Origin of the sequence: Pseudomonas entomophila (assembly GCF_023277925.1) — a bacterium.
GTDB lineage: Bacteria > Pseudomonadota > Gammaproteobacteria > Pseudomonadales > Pseudomonadaceae > Aquipseudomonas > Aquipseudomonas entomophila_D.
On record NZ_CP063832.1, the window covers coordinates 3,374,997 to 3,395,809 of the forward strand.

The following is a 20,813-nucleotide window of genomic DNA, read 5'->3' on the forward strand; positions in this document are numbered from 1 at the left end:
CCTGACCATGAACCGGACACTTCGCATCACCTATTCGCTGTCATTCATGGGCCTGCTGGTCGGGCTTGGTGCCTGGTCGGTCGGCGGGCTGGACAGCTTCACCCGCAGCGGGCAGATGACCCTGCTCGACGGCAAGCTGGCCAAGGCCGCCGAAAGCCACTACGACGAGCAGTTCCCGATCAAGCGCATCGGCACCAACCTGTGGGCCGCGCTGGACTTCAAGCTGTTCAACGAGGGCCGCCCCGGCGTGGTGCTGGGCCGCGACCAGTGGCTGTTCAGCGACGAAGAGTTCAAGCCCACCGCCGGCGCCGAACAACAGATGCAGGACAACCTGGCACTGGTGCGCGGCATCCGCGACGCCCTGGAGCGCCAGGGCACCCAGCTGGTGCTGGCGATCGTGCCAGCCAAGGCACGCCTGTATGCCGAGTACATCGGCAAGCAGAACCCAGCCAGCCTGCACGATGAGCTGTTCAACCAGTTCCACGCCCAGGCACGCCAGGCCAACGTGTTCGCCCCCGACCTGCTGGCGCCGCTGGAGCAAGCCAAGGCCCGCGGCCAGGTGTTCCTGCGCACCGACACCCACTGGACCCCCATGGGCGCCGAGGTGGTGGCACAGGCCATCGCCGAGGCGGTCAACCGCCAGAAGCTGCTCAACGGCGACCCCCAGGCCTTCATCACCGAGGCCGGCGCCACCGCGCCATACAAGGGCGACCTGACCAACTTCCTGCCGCTCGACCCGCTGTTCAGCAACCTGTTGCCGACCCCGGACAACCTGCAGCAGCGCAAGACCCACCCGGTAGAGAGCGAAGGCGAAGCCGGCGACGCCCTGTTCGCCGACAACCGGATCCCGGTGGCACTGGTGGGCACCAGCTACAGCGCCAACCCGCACTGGAACTTCCTCGGCGCCCTGCAGCAGGCGCTGCGCAGCGACGTCGCCAACTACGCCGAGGACGGTCACGGCCCGCTGCTGCCAATGCTCAAGTACCTGCAAAGCGAGGCCTTCAAGAACACGCCACCGCAAGTCGTGGTGTGGGAATTCCCCGAACGTTATCTGCCAATGAAGAGCGATCTCGGCGCCTTCGATCCGCAGTGGATCGCACAGCTGAAGAACGCCAGCAAGTCCGAAGCCAACCTGGCCCTGTCGTCCAACCGGACCGACCACTGAAGATAGAGAGGAACACGCACATGACCACCAAGACTCACATTGCCAAAGCCCTCACCCTCGCGGCGGGCCTGTCCCTGGCCTCGCTGCAGGCCTTCGCCGGCGCCGACGCCGCCCTCTACGGCCCGAGCGCGCCAAAGGGCTCGACCTTCGTGCGCCTGTACAACGCGTCCAGCGCCCCCGCTGCCGCTTCCGTGGGCAACACCCAGATCAAGCAAGTCGGCGCCCAGGCCAGCAGCGACTTCAGCTTCCTGCCCGGTGGCGACTACACCGCCCAGGTGGGTGGCAAGAGCGTCCCGGTGAAGCTGGCCGCCGACAAGTACTACACCCTGGTCAACAGCAGCGGCGGCAACCCGCAGTTGATCGAGGAACCGCCGTTCAAGAACAAGCAGAAGGCCCTGGTGCGGGTACAGAACCTCAGCGACCAGCCGCTGAGCCTGAAGACCGCCGACGGCAAGACCGAAGTGGTTCAGCCCGTGGCGGCCAAGGGCCGCGGCGAACGTGAAATCAATCCGGTCAAGGTCAACCTTGCCCTGTATGCAGGCGACAAGAAGGTCGGCGACGTCAAACCCGTCGCCCTGGCACGCGGCGAAGCCGCCGTGCTGTATGTCACCGGCTCCGGCGGCAGCCTGTCGCCGGTGTGGGTCACCCGCCCCGTGGCCACCAACTGAATCCTGCCTCTTAACGACCTTATTGGAGAAACGACATGATCCCGGTAATTCTTTCTGGTGGTAGCGGTTCCCGTCTGTGGCCTCTGTCGCGCAAACAATTCCCCAAGCAGTTCCTGGCCCTGACCGGGGCGCACACACTGTTCCAGCAAACCATCGAGCGCCTGGTGTTCGAGGGCATGGACACCCCCATCGTGGTTTGCAACAAGGACCACAAGTTCATCGTCCAGGAACAGCTGAACGCGCTGAAGCTGGAAACCCAGGCGATCCTCATGGAGCCGTTCGGCCGCAACACCGCGCCGGCGGTGGCCATGACCGCGATGAAACTGGTCAATGAAGGCCGTGATGAACTGATGCTGGTGCTGCCGGCCGACCACGTGATCGAAGACCAGAAGGCCCTGCAACGCGCCCTGGCCCTGGCCACCGTGGCCGCCGAGCGCGGCGAGATGGTGCTGTTCGGCGTGCCGGCGACCAAGCCCGAGACCGGCTATGGCTACATCCGCTCCAGCCAGGACGCGCTGCTGCCCGAGGGCGTGGCGCGGGTCGCGCAGTTCGTCGAGAAGCCTGACGAGAAGCGCGCCAACGAGTTCGTCCACGCCGGTGGCTACTTCTGGAACAGCGGCATGTTCCTGTTCCGCGCCAGCCGCTTCCTCGAAGAGTTGAAGAAGCACGACCCGGACATCTACGACACCTGCCTGCTGGCCTTGGAGCGCAGCGACGAGGCCGGCGATGTGCTGAGCATCGACGAAGCCACCTTCGCCTGCTGCCCGGACAACTCCATCGACTACGCGGTGATGGAGAAGACCCAGCGCGCTTGCGTGGTGCCGCTGTCCGCCGGCTGGAGCGACGTGGGCTGCTGGTCGTCGCTGTGGGACGTGCACGAGAAGGACGCCGACGGCAACGTCACCAAGGGCGACGTGGTGGTGCAGGACAGCCGCAACTGCATGATCCACGGCAACGGCAAGCTGGTGTCGGTGATCGGCCTGGAGAACATCGTGGTGGTCGAGACCAAGGACGCCATGATGATTGCCCACAAGGACAAGGTTCAGGGGGTCAAGCAGCTGGTCAGTACCCTCGACGCCCAGGGCCGCACGGAAACCCAGAACCACCTGGAGGTGTACCGCCCGTGGGGCTCGTACGACTCGGTGGACATGGGCGGGCGCTTCCAGGTCAAGCACATCACCGTCAAGCCGGGTGCCAGCCTGTCGCTGCAGATGCACCACCACCGCGCCGAGCACTGGATCGTGGTGTCCGGCACAGCGGAAGTCACCTGCGACGAGAACGTGTTCCTGCTCACCGAGAACCAGTCCACCTACATCCCCATCGCCTCGGTGCACCGCCTGCGCAACCCGGGCAAGATCCCGCTGGAGATCATCGAGGTGCAGTCCGGGAGCTACCTGGGCGAGGATGATATCGAGCGCTTCGAGGATGTGTATGGGCGCACCTCGACGCCGGTGGAGCGTGGGGTATCGGTGAAAACCATCGCCCAGTAAGCGCGGCCCGTTCGCCGGCAAGCCCGCGCCTACAGGTCAGCGCGATCCTTGCAGGAGCTGGCTTGCCGGCGAATTTTGAGCCCTCCCCGATTTCTCGCTAGGATGAGCAGATCATTGCCATCAAGGTCTGCCCCACCATGATCATCGGCGCCCTGCTCGTCCTCACTTGGCTGGTCCTGCTGTTGCGCTACCCGTCCAAAGCCCTGCCCATCTCCCTGGCGGCCGTGTGCGGCCTGGGCCTGGTGGCCCTCGGGGTGGCCTGGCAGGACACCCGCGAGGCCTCGCAATTGGCACGCCTGGACATCCGCCTGACCTACGCCCCCGACCAGTGCCCCGCCGACCGCGCCCTGCAAGTGCACATGAAAAACGGCAACCAGGCCCCGCTCACCGAACTGCGCTGGCGCATAGGCGCCTACGCGCCGGGCGATACCGTGAACCTGGCCGAGAACGCCTACAGTGCTCCACGTTATCGTGGGCCAGGCGACTTGCAGCCGGGCGGCGAGTGGCGCGACTGCCTGCCACTGCCACCGCTGCGCTCAGGCTATCGGCCGCAGAACCTGGAGTTCCGCGCCGAGCACCTGCAAGGTACATTCGCCAATTGATCGACTGTCTGTACCGGCCGCTTCGCCGGCAAGCCGGCCCCTACGAGGTGTAGGTGCCGGTTTGCCGGCGCAGAGGCCAGTAAAGCCCTCCCTTTTTGCTGACAGGTTCCCTGCATGCCCACCGTCCTGATCACCGGTTGTTCCAGCGGCATCGGCCGCGCCCTGGCCGACGCCTTCCGCGATGCCGGCCATGAAGTCTGGGCCACCGCCCGCAAAGCACAGGATGTCGAACAACTGGCCGCCGCCGGCTTCACTGCCCGGCAACTGGACGTGAACGACGCCGCAGCCCTCGCCCGCCTGGCCGAGGAACTGCAAAACCTCGACATCCTGATCAACAACGCCGGCTACGGCGCCATGGGCCCGCTGCTGGACGGCGGCGTCGAGGCCATGCGCCAGCAGTTCGAGACCAACGTCTTCGCCCTGGTCGGCGTAACCCGCGCGCTGTTCCCGCTGCTGCGCCGCGCCCGTGGGCTGGTGGTGAACATCGGCAGTGTCTCCGGTGTGCTGGTGACGCCGTTCGCCGGCGCCTACTGCGCTTCGAAAGCGGCCGTGCACGGGCTGAGCGACGCTCTGCGCCTGGAGCTGGCGCCGTTTGGCGTCCGGGTGATGGAAGTGCAGCCGGGTGCGATCGCCTCGCAGTTCGCCAGCAATGCGCAGCAGCAGGCCGAGCAGGTGCTGGCGGCCGACTCGCCGTGGTGGCCGTTGCGAGAACAGGTTCAGGCACGGGCACGGGCCTCGCAGGATCACCCGACACCCGCGGCGATGTTCGCCCAGGGGTTGCTGGCCGCGACGCGCAAGTCGCCGACGCCCGCGTTGGTGAGGTTGGGCAATGGCAGCACAGCCTTGCCGTTGATGGCCCGGCTGTTGCCGCAGCGCCTGCTGGATTGGGTTTTACGCAAGCGTTTCGGACTGTTGCGGCCGCTGTGAATGGGACGTGTAGGAGCGGCTTCAGCCGCGATGCAGGCATCGCGGTACCTGGCACCCGCTTCGCGGGTGATCGCGGCTAAAGCCTCTCCTACAAAGGTTGCATGAGGTCAAACCTGGTCGAACGCCTGCCAGCCGCCACCCAGCGCCTTGTACAGCCCCACCAGCGCCTGCGACACCGCCGCCGAGCTGTCGATCCATTGCTCCTCGCTGGCCAGCAAAGCCGACTGCACCGTCAGCACATTGAGAAAGTCCACCGCCCCTTCCACGTACTGACGCTGCGCGGTCTCCAGCGCAATGCGGTTCTGCCGCACCGCCTCGGCCAGGTGATCGCGGCGCAGCTGGCTGGCGTTATAAAGCCGCAGCACATCGTCGATCTCATGCCAGGCCCCCAGCACCACCTTGCGGTAGTTCAGCGCCGCCTCCTGCTGCTGCGCCTCGCGCAACTCCAGCGTGCCCTTGAGCCGCCCACCTTCGAAGATCGGCAGCGACAGCTGCGGGCCGAAGGCAAACCTTCGCGAATCCCAGGCGCCGAAATCGGACAGTTGCATGGCCTGGAAACCAACACTGCCGGACAACCGGATGCTCGGGTAGAAATCAGCCTTGGCCACCCCGATGCTGGCGGTGGCCGCATGCAACCGTGCTTCGGCCAGACGGATATCTGGCCGGCGTTCGGCCAGTTCCGAGGGCACGCCAATGGCGAACCGCTGCTGCGGCGCTGGCAACTCGCCGCTCTGCAACAACTCGCCCTGCAAGCTGCGCGGCGGTTCGGCGGCCAGCAGGCTCAATGCGTTGATCAGGTCATCGCGGCGGGCTTCGAGCGTCGGCAAGCGCGACTCGATCGAAGCCACCTGGGCGCTGGCCTGGGCAACGTCGAGGCGAGTCGCGACACCTTCGGCCTGACGATCCTCGGACAGCTTCAGGCTATGTCGCGCGACGTTGAGGTTGTCCTGTGTCACTGCCAGAGTGTGCTGCACGGCACGCAGCTGGATGTAGTTGCCTGCCGTCTCCGACAGCAACGCCAGCAGCACACCACGACGGTCGTTCTCGGCAACTTCGACCGTGGCATCGGCAGCCTCGACCTGACGGCGCACACGCCCCCACAGGTCCAGCTCCCAGCCAGCTACCAGGTCGCCCTGCCACAGGTTGTAGGCTGACTTGCCCGCCTTGCCGGACGGGTCGTTCAACCCTTCGGCGCTGTTGCGCGCCCGGCTGTAGCCGGCGTTCACATCCACCGACGGCGCCTCGTCGGCGGCCACGGTGCCGCGCAGGGCGCGGCTCTGCAACAGGCGCGCGCTGGCCATGCGCAGGTCAAGGTTGCGCTCGGTGACCTTCTGGATCAGCGCGCTCAGCCGTGGGTCGTGAAAACTGTCCCACCAGCGCAACTCCACGGGCTCGGCCAAGGGTTGGCTGGCCGCCGCCTCGCCTTGCAGCGCGGCCCACTCTTTCGGCGCCTCGCTGTCCGGGCGCTGGAAGTCCGGCCCGAGTGTGCAACCCGCCAGCAGCACGACCAGCAGCAGGGGGCTCAAGCGTGTGACCGGTCTCATCGCACAGTCACCTCTTTGCCCGCCAACCTGTCGCCCTGGGTATCGATGGTCGCCTCCACCGACATGCCCACGCGCAGGCGTTCGAGCAGCGGCTGACCGTCGTCGAAGACGATCTTCACCGGAATACGCTGCACCACCTTGGTGAAGTTGCCGGTGGCATTGTCCGGCTTCACTGCGGCGAAGGTAACGCCGGTGGCCGGGGCGATGCTTTCGACATGGCCCTGGAGTTTCTCGCCGGAGAAGGTGTCGACCGTGATGCTCACCGGTTGGCCCGGCTGCACATGGGTCAGCTGGGTTTCCTGGAAGTTGCCGACGATATAGGCATGGGCCAGCGGTACCACCGACAGCAGGCGCGCCCCCGGATTGACGTAGGCACCGACGCGCAAGGCGCGCTCGCCGACCATGCCGTCCAACGGCGCGGTGATGCGGGTGTAGGACAGGTCCAGCTGGGCCTTTTCCAGCCCCGCCTCGGCCCGCTTGAACTGCCCGTCGGCACTGGCCACCTGGGCCTGGAGGATGTCCACCTGCTTGCGCGTGGCCACCAGCGCCGCCTGGGTGTTGGCCAGGCGTGCGCGGGCCTGGTCGACCCGGCTGCGCGCCTGCTGGGCGTTCTGCACGGTGCCAGCGCCCTGCTCGGCCAGGCGGCCGTAGCGGGTCACTTCATGGTCGGCGAAAGCCGCCTCGGCCTGGGCTGCCTTCACCGCGGCCTCGGCCTGGGCGATCAGCGCGGCCTGGCGCTCGAGGGTGGCGCGGGCATCCAGGCTCTGCGCCTTGGCCACCAGCAACTGGGCCTGGGCGGCGTCGAGGGCGGCCTGGTAGTCGCGCGCATCGATGGTTGCCAGCAACTGGCCGGCCTTCACTTGCTGGTTGTCCTCCACCAGCACCTCCTTGATGAAGCCGGCCACCTTGGGCGCGACCACGGTGTAATCGGCGGTGACGTAGGCGTCATTGGTGCTTTGCCGATGATCGCTGCCGAACAGCCAGGGCCCGAGGGTGGCGGCCAGCACGGCGACGGCGAGCACCGAGCCGATGAAGAGTGTCTTGCGCTTGTTGGTCATTTTCGGTTTCTCGAATTCAGCCACGGGCTCAGGCCACCGCGCGCGGTGGGTAGATCCGGGTAGGCACGAAGGGGATCAGGCAGATCAGGGCGACGGCGAAGCACGCCATCACCAGGTACAGGTCGGCCGAGGTCAGCACCAGGGCCTGTTCATGGATGCGTCTGGCCAGGCCAGCGACGCCGTCGTCGACCAGGGGCGCGTTGCCCAGGCTGTCGACCAGGTGGTTGGAATGGAAATGCCGGCGCACGGTACCCAAGGCATCGAGCAGGCCACCGGCGATCACCGCCGACAGCCCCTTGACCGTGTTGAACCAGGCCGAGGCGAACGGGCCTTCCTGCGGGGTCATGCCGTTGGTCGATAGCATCAGCAGCGGCAGCACCGCCATCGGCTGGCCGAACACCTGCAGCAGGTAGAACGGGTAGAAGTCGCCACGGATCCACTGCGAAGTCAGCAGGCTGCTGCCCACGCACGACGCTGCCAGCATCGCCAGGCCAGTGGCCAGCACCCAACGGCAGTCCACCGCGCGGATGTTGCACAGCGCCGCGGTCAACGGCAAAGCGATCAGCTGCGGCATGGCCACCAGCATCATCAGCGGGCTGGTCTGCGCCGGGCGGTAGCCCTGGATCTGCGCCAGGTACGCCGACGGGATGCTGCCCACGCCCGACAGCACGATCAACACGCCGGCCAGGGTCAGCAGGGCAAAGCTCAGGTTGCGCCGGGTCAGCATGCGCAGTTGGAAGAACGGCAGCGGCTCGGACCATTCGTTGTACAGGAACAACACCAGCAACAGCAGGCCGCCGCCGAGCAACCAGCAGATCAAAGTCGAATCGAACCAGCCCCAGCGGTCACCCAGCGACAGCCCGAGGACAATGCCGCTGATCGCCGGCAGGCCGAGCAACACGCCACGCCAGTCGAACTGCTTGAAGCGCTCCAGGCGCAGCGGGTCCTGGGGCAGGCCCCAGCCAACGCAGAAGATCGCCAGCAGCGACGGTAGGATGATCTGCCAGAACGCCCACTGCCAACCGACGTATTCGGTCCACAGGCCCGCCAGCGGCGTGCCGAGGTTGGGCCCGAAGGTGGCGGTCAGGGCATAGCAGGCCAGGCCGTAGACCTTGATGCCCGGCGGCAGGAAGCGCAGCGCCACGCTCATCAGCATCGGCGGCAAGGCGCCCGAGGCGAAGCCTTGCAGCACACGCAGCAGCATCAGGCTATGCAGGTCGGGGGCGAACGGCTGGATAAGGCCCAGCACGGCGAACAGGCCGACGGCGCTCATGGTGAAGCGGCGTAGCGAGAAGGTGGTGGCCAGCCAGGGCGCGAAGGCCATGGCCGAGACCGAGGCGGCGCTGTACACCGCCAGCAGCCAGGCACCTTCGTCGGCACCGATACCCATGGCGCCACGGATGTCACCCAGGGAAATCTTGGTCACCGCCTCGTTGAGCCCGGCACACAGTACCGCCAGCAACACGCCGAACAGCCCCACCACCACCCGCAGGCCGAATGCCGTCTGCGCAGGGGCGGCCGGCGCGGGGGCGGCGGCCAGCGCGGCGGAAGGCGCGGTCAGGGAACTCATGGATAGACATCTCCAGCAACAAATTCAGGGCTGGGGAAAGTCTAAGAAGGTCGAATGCTGACGAAAACTGACTTGTCGGCAGGTTTATGTTGCGTCAGACGCAATCGTTAGGTCATCTGCGGTGCCTGCCTCAAGCCATGCACGAGCCCTGTAGGGCTTTAGCCGCTCCTACAGGAGGCCCCAGCAAGTCTCAAGTAATGCTCAAGGCTCACCCGCACAGCAGGCCCGCATGGTCTGGCGCAACCAGCGGTGCGCCGGGTCGTTGTCGAAGCGCGGGTGCCATGCCTGCATCACCCGCACCTTCTCCAATGGCACCGGAATCTCGAACGAACGCAGCGGCAGGCCGAACTTCTTCACGCTGCCGAGAATGTTAGCCGGCATCGGCAGGATCAAATCCGACTCGGGCAGCGAGAACATCGCCGAATGGAAACTCGGCGTGATCAGCGCCACCCGCCGCTGCACGCCATGGCTGCCCAGTTCCACATCGATCGGCCCATTGGCCCGCCCGCGCCGCGATACGCTGATCTGCGGGTACAGGGCAAAACGCTCCGGGGTGATCACCTCGTCGAAGATCGGGTGGTCCGCCCGCGCCAGCCCGACGAACCAAGTGTCGAACAGGCTCTGCACCTTGATCTCCGGCCCCAGCTCGATACTCGAGCTGACCACCAGGTCGATCTGCCCATGGCGCAATACCAGGTCGTCGTCACCTTGGTGCTCGGGCACGAAGCGCAGCACGGTGTTCGGCGCCTGGTCGAGCATCATGTGCAGCAGGCGGGCGCCGTAGAGGGCGATGAACAGGTCGTTGGTGCGGATGTTGAAGGCGCGGTCGAGGTTGGGCAGGTCGACCTCGTCGCCACTGCGGAACACCAACCCGGCTTGCTCCACCAGTGCCCGCACCTGGTCGCGCAGGGCCAGTGCCCGGGGCGTAGGCACCAGGCCCCGGCCAGCGCGCACCAGGATCGGGTCGCCCATGGCCTCGCGGATACGCCCCAGCGTGCGGCTCATGGCCGCCGGGCTCAGGTTCATGCGCTGGGCGGCGCCAACCACGCTGCCTTCGTCGAGCAGGGCATCGAGGGCGACGAGCAGGTTCATGTCCGGGAGTTGCATGGCCGTTTTCCGTGACAGCTGTGGGAAACGCGATGGTATCAGGTTGCTGGATTGCGTCAGGCGCAATGGCACCGTGCGTGGGGGGCCATTTATCCGGGCGCGCAATCCCTCAAGAATGGGGCACACCCGCCAGCTCAGTTCAAGGAACCCCCATGCCCCGCCCGGTCCTGATCGCCATCGACGCCTCCCCCGCCAGCCACGCCTTGCTCGACCTCGCCCGCCGCTACTGCCGCCCGGGCGAACACACCCTGCACGTGCTCCTGGCCATCGACGCGACCTTCGCCGTGCACGACCACCCCACCGCCTACACCGAGCAGGAACAGGAGGAATACCCCGCTGCTTGTGACGAACAGCAACTGGCCGAACGTGCTGTGGCAAATGCCGTACACACCCTGCGCGAAGCTGGGTTCGACAGCCTGGGCTGCCTGGTTGCCGATCAACCGGTGGAGGCCATCGTCGCCAAGGCCCGGGAGCTGGAGTGCGAGTTGATCATAATGGGCCACCGCCATCTGTCGCGGCTGGGGCGGCTGCTGGATCCGTCGATCAGCACCAAGGTGATCGACCGGGTCGATGTACCCGTGTTGGTAGGTGCCGCGATCCACGCCTGACCTCGCCCCCCTGTAGGAGCCAGCTTTGCTGGCGAACAGCCCCGCACACAGATCCAAGCCCTGCATTGGCCCCGGTTCGCCAGCAAGGCTGGCTCCTACAGGGGATCGCGGTCAGCGTCAGTCGTCGCTCGGCTTGACCACCACCGTGCACGTGGTGCCCGCCGCCAGCAGGAACCCGTCCGGCACCTCGTCGATGTGAATCCGCACCGGCACCCGTTGCGCCAGCCGCACCCAGTTGAAGGTCGGGTTCACATCGGCGATCAACTCACGGCTCTGCGGGTTGTCGCGGTCATAGATACCCCGGGCGATGCTCTCCACATGCCCCTTGATCCGCTCGCCGCTCATCATCTGCAACTCGGCCACATCACCCACTTTCACATGGGGCAGCTTGGTCTCCTCGAAGAAGCCATACACCCAGAACGACTGCTCATCCACCACCGCCATCACCGCCTCGCCGGTGCGGGCGTAGTCGCCCTTGTGGATGTTCAGGTTGGTCACGTAGCCATCGACGGTGGCGACGATCTGCGTGCGCTTGAGGTTCAGCTCGGCGGCGGCCAGTTGGGCCTGGGCGTGCTGGTAGTCGGCCAACGCCGAGTCGGCGATGTTGCTGGCGTCGTCGCGGTTTTCTTTCGAGATCACCAGGTTGTCCATGTCGGCGCGGCGCTTGGCGTTGACCTTGCGCATCTCCCAGGTAGCCTTGCGCGAGGCCACCAGCGCCTTGGCCTGGTCCACCGCCAGCTGGTAGTGCTCGGGGTCGACGCGGATCAGCACGTCGCCCTTCTTCACGCGCTGGTTATCCTTGACCGGTACATCCACCACATAGCCCGGCACATCGGCGGCAACGTTGATGATGTCGGCGCGCACCCGGCCGTCGCGGGTCCAGGGCGTGGTCATGTAGTGCAGCCACAACTGGCGGCCGATCACCACGGCAGCGGCCAGCACCAGCAGGGTGGCGATCAGGCTGAAGAACTTTTTCATCGAAGGATTCTCACCAGTAGAGCGACAGCGCCAGGGCGCCGAACAGGCAGACGAACAGCGACAGGCGCAGCAGCGCCGGGTGCCAGAAGAAACGGTAGCCATCATGGCTGGCGATGAACCGGTCCAGGCCCCAGGCCAGGCCCAGGGCGAACAGGAACATCAAGGTCATGGTGGGCATGTACACGCCATGGAAGGCGATCTCACGGGGCATGGTTTCACGGAACATCGTGCAATCCTTTCGCCGGTGCCAGCGGCGACTGTGGGTCGAGCAGGGAGGAACGGATGAAGTGCAGGTAGCTCTGCGCCCGGCGCAGCACCGAGGTGTCGAAGTGCCGGGCGAAGGGTTCGTCGGTGGCCTGCACGCGGCTGATGGCGTGGTCCACCGCCACCAGGGCGCGCTCGTGGTTGCTGGCGCTGGGTTGCAGGAACAATCGCGCCAGGGCCCGGCCCATCACACGGATGGCCTGGCGCCAGGGCTGCGACTCGGCGTAGGCCGGGTGCACCGGTGCGCGCGCCTGCTCCTTGCGCAGCTCGATGATGGCGTGGCCGATCTCCAGCACGGTGAACATCCAGCCCATCAGCTCGCTCTGCACCTGCGGTTTGCCTGCGGCCAGGCCATAGGCCTGGTGCAGCAAGTCGCGGGTGCGGCTCTCGAACGCCGAGCCCAGCCCGCGCAAGCGCCCACCGATGGCGAACAGCACCTGCTCGCGCAGCTCCTGCTCCAGGCGGCTCCACAGCCAGCGGCTGTTCGGCGGCAGGATGATCGCTCCGGCCGCGGCGCAGACGAACATACCAATGACCATGCCGATGTAGTCGTTGATGAAGGTGTAGGGGTCGTAGACCGTCAGGTTGTTCGGCACCGAACCGATGGCGAAGAACACCAGCAGGCCCAGGCCGTAGCCGGCATAGGCCGGGCGCGAGGCGAGGAACGCGCCGAGCACGAACACCGGCGCCAGCACCATGCACAGCAACGGGAAACCGTCGATCCAGGGGAACACGAAGAAGGTCTCGAAGAACCCGATGAACGCGCCGATCGCCGTGCCGCAGGCCATCTGGAACGACATGCGCTTGGGGTTCGGCGAGGCCGCCGACAGGCCCACGGTGACCGTGGCGATCAGGGTCATCATGGCGCCGCTGGGCCAGTCGCTGAGCAGCCAGTAGCTGCCCAGCAGCAACAGCACCGCCGAGGCACGCACGCCGGCGGCCAGCGACACCAGCCAGCTGGTCTGGGCTACATAGGGCTCGTCCCACTGTTCACGCTCGTGCTTGTGCACGGCCAGCGAGGCATGGGTCTCGGCGTAGCTGTACATCTCGTCGACGAAGCGATAGAGCAATTCGAAGGCGGTGTGGAAATCGAGCAGGTCGGACTCGCTGGGGTTGGTCTGCAGGTACTCGGCGCGCAGGCCGCGCACCTGGGCCTGCAGGCCTTCCTTGTAGGTGCCCAGTTCCAGTGCCAGGCGCAAGGCATCGGCATCGGTCAAGGCCCGGCCCACATAGGGCTTAAGCAGCTCGGCCAGGGTTTCCAGGCCAGGCTCGATGGCGCCGACGATCTGCAACGGGCCACGGGCACGCAGGCGCTCGAGCAACCGATGCAGAGCGTTGAAGCGCGTGGTGATGGCCATGAACTCGCTGTTCATGCGCACCAGGCGACCAGAACGCCGACGCATGTGCGGGTCTTCGAAGGCGGTGACGTTGCGCAGGCTCTCCAGGCCCACCGCCTCGGCGACGAAACGCACGTTGCTGGTCTCGAAACGGTCACGCTGGCTGTCGCCGCGCAAGGCCTCGACCACCACCCCGGCGAACACGCCGAAGCGCTGGTACAGGGCGTTGCGCATGGCGGCACTGGCCGACTGCGGCAGGATCGCGGCGCTGACGAAGGTCGAGACGAGGATCCCCAGGGCGATCTCCAGCACCCGCCACACCGCCGCCATGAACGCCTGGTCGGGGTGCTGCAGCACCGGCAGGCCGATCATCGCCGCCGTATAGCCGGCCAGCACGAAGCCATAGGCACGGAAGGTGCGGTAGCGCATGGCCCCCGCCGAGCACAGGCCCACCCACAGCGCCAGGCTGGGCAGGAACAGCTCGGTGTTCTGCGGGAAGAGGGCGATCAGCGCGATCATCATCGCCGAGCCGGCCAGGGTGCCGAGCACCCGGTAGAAACTCTTGGCGAATACGTGGCCGCTCTGCGGCTGCATGACGATGAACACGGTGATCATCGCCGTGCGCGGCTGTGGCAGCTCCAGGCGCATGGCCAGCCACAAGGTGATGAACGCCGCGGCCAGCACCTTGAAGATGTACACCCAGGTAACCCCGTCGGTACGCGCCCAGGCGAAGAAGCCCCGGCGCCATTCCAGGCTCCGCAGCCAGCGCAGGGGCAAGCTCAGTGTGCTCATTCGGCGTGGTCCGGCTGGTCGAAGATGGCCAGGGTGGCCGGCGTTTTCGGTGCGGCCTGACGCTCTTCGGCCGGCACATCCTTACCCGCCTCCAGGCCACCGCCCAGGGCGGTGACCAGTTCGGCGTGGGCCACCAGGCGCGCGGCCTGCACCTGCTGCTGCAGCTGCTGCTGGCGGAACAGCAGGGTCTGGGCATTGAGCACGTTGAGGTAGTCGGTCAGGCCACGCTGGAAGGCGACGGTGGCGATGTCGTAGGTCTTCTGCGCGGCGGCGACGGATTCGGCGGCAAAATGCGCCTGCTCCTCCATCGACGCGCGGCGGATCAGTTGGTCGGAGATATTCTTCAGCGCGCCGATCACCGTCTGGTTGTAGCGCGCCACCGCCACGTCATAGCCGGCCGAGGCCACGCCCAGTTGCGAACGCAAGCGACCGCCGTCAAAGATCGGCAGGCTGATGGCCGGCCCCACGTTGTAGTTGAACTTGCGCCCGGTGAGGAACTCCAGCGGGCCGCCGCCGGTGGCCATGAAGCCGAGGCTGCCGACCAGGTCGACGTTGGGGAAGAAGCCGGCATGGGCCACATCGATGCCACGGGCCTGGGCCGCCACCTGCCAGCGGCTGGCGACCACGTCCGGGCGCTGGCCGACCAGCTCGGCGGGCAGGTTCGACGGCAGCTTCAGCGGCGCGCCAAGGGTCAGGGTCGGGCGTTGCAGCTTCGCGCCCTCCCCCGGCCCCTTGCCGGCCAGGGCGGCCAGCTGGTTACGGGTCAGGGCGATCTCCTCGTTGAGGCTGTCGACCTGGCGGTGGGTTTCCGGCAGCGGCGCCTCGGCCTGGCTGACCTCGAAATGGGTACCGATGCCGCCGTCGAGGCGACGCTTGGCCAGGGCGACGATCTGCTCCTGCTGCGCAAGCTCGGCCTGGACGATATCGCGCCGGGCGTAATGCAGGCTGAGCTGGATGTAGGCGCGCACCACGTTGTTCTCCAGCTCCAGCTGGGCCTGGCGCGCTTCGGCGACGCTCATGTGCGCCTGGTCCACGGCCTGTTCGCTGGCATTGCGCTCGCGGCCCCACAGGTCCAGGGCGTAGCTGAAGCCAATGGCGGCATTGTTGTCCCAGGTGTTGGCGCCGGACAACGCGCCAGGGCCGTAGAACTGATCCTCCGGCCAGTTGTGGCGCTTGAGCGTGGCATTGCCGTTGGCCTGCAGCTTTTCCGCCGACTCGACCACACCCGCCATCGCCTTGGCTTCACGTACCCGCGCGGCGGCCATGGCCATGCTCGGGCTGCCAGCCAGCGCCTGGGCGACCCAGGCATCGAGCTGCGGGTCGCCATAGGCGCGCCACCATTGCTGGGCCGGCCAGTGGGCGTCGCGCGCGGCCTCGCGGATCGCGTCGTCGGTGGTCAATTGGTTGGCTTGGAGTGTCTTGCTTTGCGGGGCGATGCCCCAGGTTCCGATACAGCCGCTCAAGGTGAGACAAAGGGCACAGGCACTGAGCGCATGGAGCGCTCTGAGGTGGCGACGCGGCACAGCTGCGATTTCCCGAGGAAGAGGTGGAGGGGCCGGGCAATTCTAGGGGCCGCCCGCACTGGCGATAAGCGCATAATCCTGCGAATCTTTGTTACCAAAACAGCGATAATCCGGCTTTAGTCGGAGGCGAAACTCCGTTACTTCATGTCACAATTTTGTCCTCTAAACCGAGAGTGACCCATGGACACCCTGCAAAACATGCGTGCTTTCAGTTGCGTGGCCCAGCTCGGCAGCTTCACCGCCGCCGCAGCGCAACTAGACACCACCACCGCGAACGTGTCGCGGGCGGTCTCCAACCTGGAAGCCCATCTGCAAACCCGCCTGCTCAACCGCACCACCCGGCGCATCGCGCTGACCGAGGCCGGCAAGCGCTACCTGATGCGCTGTGAACAGATTCTTACCTACGTGGAAGAAGCCGAGGCCGAGGCCAGCGACGCCCACGCCCGCCCCGCCGGGCAGTTGAAGGTGCATTCGATGACCGGCGTCGGCCAGCATTTCGTGGTCGATGCCATCGCCCGCTACCGCGAGTCGCACCCGGACGTCACCTTCGACCTGACCATGGCCAACCGCGTGCCCGACCTGCTGGACGAGGGCTACGACGTGTCCATCGTGCTGGCCAGCGAACTGCCCGATTCGGGCTTCGTCTCCCAGCGCCTGGGCATCACCTACAGCATCGTCTGCGCCTCGCCCGAGTACGTGGCCCACCACGGCACCGCGCACAAGCCGGCCGACCTGCTCAAGCACGCCTGCCTGCGCATGGTCAGCCCGGTGATTCCGCTGGAGAAATGGCTGTTCGACGGGCCGGAAGGCCAGGAGATGGTCAACATCACCAGCTCGCCGTTCCAGGTGAACTCGGCAGACGCGATGAAGACCGCGATCCGCAGCAGCATGGGCGTGGGCGTACTGCCCATCTACTCGGCCATCGACGGCCTGCGCGACGGCAGCCTGGTGCGGATCATGCCGGAGTACCGCCTGCAGGAGCTGAACCTGTACGCGATCTACCCGTCGCGCCAGTACCTCGATGCCAAGATCAAGACCTGGGTCGAGTACCTGCGCAACTCGCTGCCGGAGATCCTCGCCGCCCACGAGGCTGACTTGAAGACCCACCAGGTGCTCATCGCCAACTGAAAAGGGCTGCATTGGGGGTGGGGACAATGGTAGGTTGCTAACCATCGATTCCAGCGTCTGGCAGACAGGGCCATGGGAGGGCTTCGCCCTCCATCGCGGGTAAACCCGCTCCTACAGAAAACCTGTGGGAGCGGATTTATCCGCGATGGGCCGCAACGCGGCCCCCTCTGCGCCCGACTCCGTCCTTCCGCCTTGCAGAGAAGCAGCCCGATGAAAAAGACCGTCCTGGCCTTCAGCCGCATCACCCCGGCCATGGCCGAACGCCTGCAGCAAGACTTCAACGTGATCGTGCCCAACCCCAAGCTCGGCGACATCAACGCCCAGTTCAACGAAGCCCTGCCCGAAGCCCACGGCCTGATCGGGGTGGGCCGCAAGCTCGGCCGCGCGCAACTCGAAGGCGCGGGCAAGCTGGAAGTGGTGTCCAGCGTCTCGGTGGGCTACGACAACTACGACCTGGACTACTTCAATGAGCGCGGCATCGCCCTGACCAACACCCCCGACGTGCTCACCGAAAGCACCGCCGACCTGGGCTTCGCCCTGATCATGGGCTGCGCCCGGCGCACCGCCGAGCTGGATGCCTGGACCAAGGCCGGCCAGTGGCAGGCCACCGTGGGGCCGGCGCACTTCGGTAGCGATGTGCACGGCAAGACACTGGGCATCGTCGGCCTGGGCAACATCGGCGCGGCCATCGCCCGCCGTGGCCGCTTCGGTTTCAACATGCAGGTGCTGTACACCGGCAACAGCCGCAAAGCCGCGCTGGAGCAGGAGTTGGGCGCGCAGTTCCGCAGCCTGGACGAACTGCTGAGTGAAGCCGATTTCGTCTGCCTGGTGGTACCGCTGTCCGAGGCCACCCGCAAGCTGATCGGCGCCCGCGAACTGAAGCTGATGAAGCCCAGCGCGTTCCTGATCAATGTCGCCCGCGGGCCGGTGGTGGATGAGGCTGCGTTGGTCGAGGCGCTGCACAACGGCACCCTTCGCGGTGCCGGGCTGGACGTGTATGAGAAGGAGCCGCTGAGCGATTCGCCGCTGTTCAAGCTGCCCAACGCCCTGACCCTGCCGCACATCGGCTCGGCCACCGCCGAGACCCGCGAAGCCATGGCCAACCGGGCATTGGACAACCTGCGCGCGGCGCTGCTGGGTGAGCGGCCACGGGACCTGGTGAACCCGCAGGTGTGGAAGCACTGAAGCGCGTTACCTTGTAGGAGCCAGCCTTGCCGGCGAACCAGGGCCAATGCAGGCCATGGCGCTGTGCGCGGAGCTCTTCGCCAGCAAAGCTGGGTCCTACGGGGGTATCGCGGTTGACTGGGGGACAGCGATCACCTCGGCTGCCGCCGCCTGCCCAACACCTTGCGCACCACATACCGTGGCCGGTGCTTGGTCTCCTGGTAGATCCGCCCGATGTACTCCCCCAGGATGCCGATGCCGATCAACTGCACCCCACCCAGAAACAGGATCGCCGTCATCAGCGACGGATACCCCGGCACGTCGTTGCCGAACAGCACCTTGTCGATCACCAGGAACACCGCGTACAGCAAGGCGAACAACGACACGCCGCCGCCCACGTAGGACCACAGCCGCAACGGCACCGTGCTGAACGAAGTGATGCCGTCCAGCGCCAGGTTCCACAGGCGCCAGAAGCCGAACTTGCTGTTGCCCGCAGCGCGCTCCGGGCGATCGTACTCGACGATGTCGGCACGGAAGCCCACCCACGACAGCACCCCCTTCATGAACAACTGCTGCTCAGGCATCTGCCGGATCGCCTCGACCACCTTGCGGTCGAGCAGGCGAAAATCCCCCACGTTCTCTTCGATCTGGGTGGAGGCAATACGGTTGTGCAACCGGTAGTAGAGCCTGGCGCTCCAGCGCTTGAGCCGGGTGTCGGTGGCCCGGCTGCGGCGCTTGGCCAGGACCACGTCGGCGCCGTCCTGCCAACGCTGGACCATCGGTGCGATCAGCGTGATCGGGTCCTGCAGGTCGACATCGATGGGCACCATCGCGTCACCATCGGCGTACTCGAGGCCGGCGAACAGCGCCGACTCCTTGCCGAAATTGCGCGAAAAGTTGATCACCGTCACCCACTCGTCACGCGCCGCCAGCGCCGCGCAGATACGCTCGCTGGCATCGCTGCTGCCATCGTTGACGAACAGGATCTCGACCGTCATGCCCTGCAAGGTCGGCTCTTCACGCACGGCGTAGTAGAAACGCTCGAGGGTGTCCTGCTCGTTGAACACCGGCACGATCAACGTAATGTTCATGGTCCCCTCCGCCGGAACACCACCGCCAGGGAAAAGCTGTAGCCCACGATCAGGCTGACGGCTGAAAAGCTCACCAGGGTCAGCCAGGGTGACAGGCCCGCCCAGTCGGACAGCGCGCCCAGCGAAAGGCTCAAGCCCCCCATGCCCAGCAGGAACATCAAGTAATGCTGCCCGGCTGGGCGAACCGCGAAAGTGAAATGCGCGTTGATGTAGTACGACAGGCTCGCGGCCACCGAGAACGCCAGCAGATTGCTCGGCCCCTGGCCGAAACCCAGCCCGAAATGAATCAGCAGGAAGGTCAACCAGTGCACCAATGTGTTGCCAATGCCCACCAGGGCGTAACGAGCAAACCGGGTCACTTGAAGTACTCCACCCAGCGATCTGGAGACTTGATCACCACATAGCCAACCTCATCGACCAGGTAAATCGAAAAGAACCGTTCATCCACCTTGGGGACCGGGCTGCGGGCCAACACCTCGTCCCGCGTCAGCGGCGCCACCGAGCCGAATTCAGGCAACCCTACCCTGGGCATCATTTCCGGCAGCACCTGGTAACCGATGCTCAGCACATACTTCAACGCAGGCATGGCCTGGAACGAACCGCTGGCGGCAGGCAGCCAGACGCGCTTCGGATCGTAGTCATGCAGATAGAATCGATGGGCACCACTGAGTGCCGGGCTGGCCTGGATGGCCCGGGAAATGGAGAACGTCACCAACTGCTCCAGTTCTTTCTGGGCAACCAGCACCCGCCCGTAGGCATACGAAAACGAGAGCATGAACACCAGTGGAATGGCCAGCGCCCAGGCCAGGCCTTCGTGCCACTCGGCCAGCAAACGATAGGCCAGCAGCGCCACCAGCACCATGGCCGGGCCCAGCCCCATCAACAACCTTGGGGCACAGTTGAAGTCGGCGAACAACAGTGACATCCCGGGCACCAGCAACACGACCGCGACCAGGCATGCCATCAGCACAGCAACCAAGCCCAGCTTCTGACCGTAATGGCCATCCGCACGGAACAGACGATAGACGGCCTGCATCAAGGACAGGAACGCCACCATCGACAGCCCGACGAAAAACCACGCGGTGCCTGGCGTGATCAGCAAACCGACATGCTCGGCCGTGGTCTCGAGCCGCTGCATGATTGCAAGCGGCCACGCCTGATCCAATGGCAGCATCTGCGTGCGCGGGACAGTGATCAGCTGATATCCGGTCAACAGATACAGCGCACAACCACCGGCCAATTGGGCAATACGCATCAACGCTTGTCCGCTTACCTGTCGCAAGCCTGTGCCTGCCAGGATGAGGCGGATGGCTTCGATACAACACAACCCAGCGAACAGATTGATGCTGATCTGGTAGAGACTGGCCGCCACCGCAACCAGCAGCATGCCCGCAAGAACGCGATAGCCATTCTGCGCCCCCAGGGTGATCGCCACTATGGATGCAGCCAATGACAATGCCATAAGCGGTGCATCGTACTGGTAGGAGAGGTTCTGCAGGAAAAACGGGTTGTACCACAACGGCAGGACCACCAGCAGCGATGCCAACCGCGGCGTCTCGAAGTAGTGCGTCACCAGGCCGGCCAAGGCCTTTGCCGTGATGACGCTCGCCAGCATCAAGGGCAGCGGAAAGAGATCAGGGGCTGCATTGCCAAAGCCCAGGACGGCATGGAACACGTCGGCCAGCACCCGCCCCTGCCCGGTCCAGGAGTCGTTTGCATTATCGATCCGGCCTGCCAGCTGCGCGCGCCAGATATCGTCTATGTACGGCAAGTCGGCCAGGATCAGCGGCAACACGT

General features: G+C 65.9%; 19 protein-coding genes. 8 read left to right on the plus strand and 11 right to left on the minus strand.

Annotated features, from left to right (window positions below; all coding sequences use genetic code 11):
- Positions 1–7 precede the first annotated feature (7 nt).
- The 5 genes from IM733_RS14855 (at position 8) to IM733_RS14875 (ending at position 4,852) form a co-directional block, all read left to right on the plus strand.
- Positions 8–1,165 (plus strand): alginate O-acetyltransferase, encoded by a 1,158-nt coding sequence (locus IM733_RS14855; RefSeq protein ID WP_248917360.1) that lies wholly within the window; start codon positions 8–10, stop codon positions 1,163–1,165.
- 20 nt (positions 1,166–1,185) lie between these two features.
- Positions 1,186–1,833, plus strand: coding sequence for an alginate O-acetyltransferase AlgF (locus IM733_RS14860; RefSeq protein ID WP_248917361.1), 648 nt, complete (start codon positions 1,186–1,188; stop codon positions 1,831–1,833).
- A 35-nt stretch (positions 1,834–1,868) separates the two neighbouring features.
- Positions 1,869–3,323: a mannose-1-phosphate guanylyltransferase/mannose-6-phosphate isomerase gene (locus tag IM733_RS14865; RefSeq protein WP_248917362.1), complete on the plus strand. Its 1,455-nt coding sequence runs from the start codon at positions 1,869–1,871 to the stop codon at positions 3,321–3,323.
- Positions 3,324–3,460: 137 nt separating this feature from the next.
- Positions 3,461–3,925, plus strand: a complete 465-nt coding sequence (locus tag IM733_RS14870; protein ID WP_248917363.1) for a multidrug transporter — start codon at positions 3,461–3,463, stop codon at positions 3,923–3,925.
- Between the two features lie 114 nt (positions 3,926–4,039).
- On the plus strand, positions 4,040–4,852 hold the full coding sequence (locus tag IM733_RS14875) for an SDR family oxidoreductase (protein WP_248917364.1): 813 nt from the start codon (positions 4,040–4,042) through the stop codon (positions 4,850–4,852).
- A gap of 107 nt (positions 4,853–4,959) precedes the next feature.
- On the opposite strand, the gene IM733_RS14880 is transcribed toward IM733_RS14875, so the two are convergent.
- The 4 genes from IM733_RS14880 to IM733_RS14895 all read right to left on the minus strand — a co-directional run bounded on the left by IM733_RS14880 (position 4,960) and on the right by IM733_RS14895 (position 10,131).
- Positions 4,960–6,396 carry an efflux transporter outer membrane subunit gene (locus IM733_RS14880; protein ID WP_248917365.1) on the minus strand — a complete coding sequence of 479 codons (1,437 nt, stop codon included), beginning with the start codon at positions 6,394–6,396 and terminating at the stop codon, positions 4,960–4,962.
- A complete protein-coding gene (locus IM733_RS14885; protein ID WP_248917366.1) occupies positions 6,393–7,454 on the minus strand; it encodes an HlyD family secretion protein in 1,062 nt (353 codons plus the stop codon). The genes IM733_RS14880 and IM733_RS14885 overlap by 4 nt, the downstream gene beginning before the upstream one ends.
- Before the next feature lie 28 nt (positions 7,455–7,482).
- Positions 7,483–9,024: an MFS transporter gene (locus tag IM733_RS14890; protein WP_248917367.1), complete on the minus strand. Its 1,542-nt coding sequence runs from the start codon at positions 9,022–9,024 to the stop codon at positions 7,483–7,485.
- Between the two features lie 201 nt (positions 9,025–9,225).
- Positions 9,226–10,131 carry a LysR family transcriptional regulator gene (locus IM733_RS14895; RefSeq protein ID WP_248917368.1) on the minus strand — a complete coding sequence of 302 codons (906 nt, stop codon included), beginning with the start codon at positions 10,129–10,131 and terminating at the stop codon, positions 9,226–9,228.
- Positions 10,132–10,283: 152 nt separating this feature from the next.
- Between IM733_RS14895 and IM733_RS14900 the strand changes: the two genes are divergently transcribed.
- Positions 10,284–10,739, plus strand: coding sequence for a universal stress protein (locus tag IM733_RS14900; RefSeq protein ID WP_248917369.1), 456 nt, complete (start codon positions 10,284–10,286; stop codon positions 10,737–10,739).
- A 117-nt stretch (positions 10,740–10,856) separates the two neighbouring features.
- On the opposite strand, the gene IM733_RS14905 is transcribed toward IM733_RS14900, so the two are convergent.
- Genes IM733_RS14905 through IM733_RS14920 form a run of 4 tightly spaced genes read right to left on the minus strand, consistent with a single transcriptional unit; the run spans position 10,857 to position 15,633 of the window.
- Positions 10,857–11,717: an efflux RND transporter periplasmic adaptor subunit gene (locus IM733_RS14905; RefSeq protein WP_248917370.1), complete on the minus strand. Its 861-nt coding sequence runs from the start codon at positions 11,715–11,717 to the stop codon at positions 10,857–10,859.
- A gap of 10 nt (positions 11,718–11,727) precedes the next feature.
- Complete coding sequence (locus IM733_RS14910; protein WP_008097766.1) at positions 11,728–11,928, minus strand: DUF1656 domain-containing protein; 201 nt, start codon at positions 11,926–11,928, stop codon at positions 11,728–11,730.
- Between the two features lie 4 nt (positions 11,929–11,932).
- Positions 11,933–14,110, minus strand: a complete 2,178-nt coding sequence (locus IM733_RS14915; protein WP_248917371.1) for an FUSC family protein — start codon at positions 14,108–14,110, stop codon at positions 11,933–11,935.
- Positions 14,107–15,633 carry an efflux transporter outer membrane subunit gene (locus IM733_RS14920; protein WP_248917372.1) on the minus strand — a complete coding sequence of 509 codons (1,527 nt, stop codon included), beginning with the start codon at positions 15,631–15,633 and terminating at the stop codon, positions 14,107–14,109. The genes IM733_RS14915 and IM733_RS14920 overlap by 4 nt, the downstream gene beginning before the upstream one ends.
- Positions 15,634–15,813: 180 nt before the next feature.
- Between IM733_RS14920 and IM733_RS14925 the strand changes: the two genes are divergently transcribed.
- Together IM733_RS14925 and IM733_RS14930 are read left to right on the plus strand one after the other, a co-directional pair.
- Positions 15,814–16,761 carry a LysR family transcriptional regulator gene (locus tag IM733_RS14925; RefSeq protein ID WP_248917373.1) on the plus strand — a complete coding sequence of 316 codons (948 nt, stop codon included), beginning with the start codon at positions 15,814–15,816 and terminating at the stop codon, positions 16,759–16,761.
- A 210-nt stretch (positions 16,762–16,971) separates the two neighbouring features.
- Positions 16,972–17,946: a 2-hydroxyacid dehydrogenase gene (locus tag IM733_RS14930; RefSeq protein ID WP_248917374.1), complete on the plus strand. Its 975-nt coding sequence runs from the start codon at positions 16,972–16,974 to the stop codon at positions 17,944–17,946.
- Between the two features lie 131 nt (positions 17,947–18,077).
- On the opposite strand, the gene IM733_RS14935 is transcribed toward IM733_RS14930, so the two are convergent.
- Genes IM733_RS14935 through IM733_RS14945 form a run of 3 tightly spaced genes read right to left on the minus strand, consistent with a single transcriptional unit; the run spans position 18,078 to position 20,811 of the window.
- Complete coding sequence (locus IM733_RS14935; protein WP_248917375.1) at positions 18,078–19,016, minus strand: glycosyltransferase family 2 protein; 939 nt, start codon at positions 19,014–19,016, stop codon at positions 18,078–18,080.
- The gene (locus IM733_RS14940) at positions 19,013–19,375 is read right to left on the minus strand and encodes a GtrA family protein (RefSeq protein WP_248917376.1); all 363 of its coding nucleotides are present in this window, start codon (positions 19,373–19,375) and stop codon (positions 19,013–19,015) included. Before IM733_RS14940 ends, IM733_RS14935 begins: the two co-directional genes overlap by 4 nt.
- Positions 19,372–20,811, minus strand: coding sequence for a glucosyltransferase domain-containing protein (locus IM733_RS14945; protein ID WP_248917377.1), 1,440 nt, complete (start codon positions 20,809–20,811; stop codon positions 19,372–19,374). Before IM733_RS14945 ends, IM733_RS14940 begins: the two co-directional genes overlap by 4 nt.
- Between the last annotated feature and the right edge of the window lie 2 nt (positions 20,812–20,813).

Excerpts from the sequence above, each read along its gene's own strand:
- IM733_RS14855 (WP_248917360.1), top strand. The coding sequence starts at position 8 with ATGAACCGGACACTTCGCATCACCTATTCGCTGTCATTCATGGGCCTG.
- IM733_RS14860 (WP_248917361.1), top strand. The coding sequence starts at position 1,186 with ATGACCACCAAGACTCACATTGCCAAAGCCCTCACCCTCGCGGCGGGC.
- IM733_RS14865 (WP_248917362.1), top strand. The coding sequence starts at position 1,869 with ATGATCCCGGTAATTCTTTCTGGTGGTAGCGGTTCCCGTCTGTGGCCT.
- IM733_RS14870 (WP_248917363.1), top strand. The coding sequence starts at position 3,461 with ATGATCATCGGCGCCCTGCTCGTCCTCACTTGGCTGGTCCTGCTGTTG.
- IM733_RS14875 (WP_248917364.1), top strand. The coding sequence starts at position 4,040 with ATGCCCACCGTCCTGATCACCGGTTGTTCCAGCGGCATCGGCCGCGCC.
- IM733_RS14880 (WP_248917365.1), bottom strand. The coding sequence starts at position 6,396 with ATGAGACCGGTCACACGCTTGAGCCCCCTGCTGCTGGTCGTGCTGCTG.
- IM733_RS14885 (WP_248917366.1), bottom strand. The coding sequence starts at position 7,454 with ATGACCAACAAGCGCAAGACACTCTTCATCGGCTCGGTGCTCGCCGTC.
- IM733_RS14890 (WP_248917367.1), bottom strand. The coding sequence starts at position 9,024 with ATGAGTTCCCTGACCGCGCCTTCCGCCGCGCTGGCCGCCGCCCCCGCG.
- IM733_RS14895 (WP_248917368.1), bottom strand. The coding sequence starts at position 10,131 with ATGCAACTCCCGGACATGAACCTGCTCGTCGCCCTCGATGCCCTGCTC.
- IM733_RS14900 (WP_248917369.1), top strand. The coding sequence starts at position 10,284 with ATGCCCCGCCCGGTCCTGATCGCCATCGACGCCTCCCCCGCCAGCCAC.
- IM733_RS14905 (WP_248917370.1), bottom strand. The coding sequence starts at position 11,717 with ATGAAAAAGTTCTTCAGCCTGATCGCCACCCTGCTGGTGCTGGCCGCT.
- IM733_RS14910 (WP_008097766.1), bottom strand. The coding sequence starts at position 11,928 with ATGCCCCGTGAGATCGCCTTCCATGGCGTGTACATGCCCACCATGACC.
- IM733_RS14915 (WP_248917371.1), bottom strand. The coding sequence starts at position 14,110 with ATGAGCACACTGAGCTTGCCCCTGCGCTGGCTGCGGAGCCTGGAATGG.
- IM733_RS14925 (WP_248917373.1), top strand. The coding sequence starts at position 15,814 with ATGGACACCCTGCAAAACATGCGTGCTTTCAGTTGCGTGGCCCAGCTC.
- IM733_RS14930 (WP_248917374.1), top strand. The coding sequence starts at position 16,972 with ATGAAAAAGACCGTCCTGGCCTTCAGCCGCATCACCCCGGCCATGGCC.
- IM733_RS14935 (WP_248917375.1), bottom strand. The coding sequence starts at position 19,016 with ATGAACATTACGTTGATCGTGCCGGTGTTCAACGAGCAGGACACCCTC.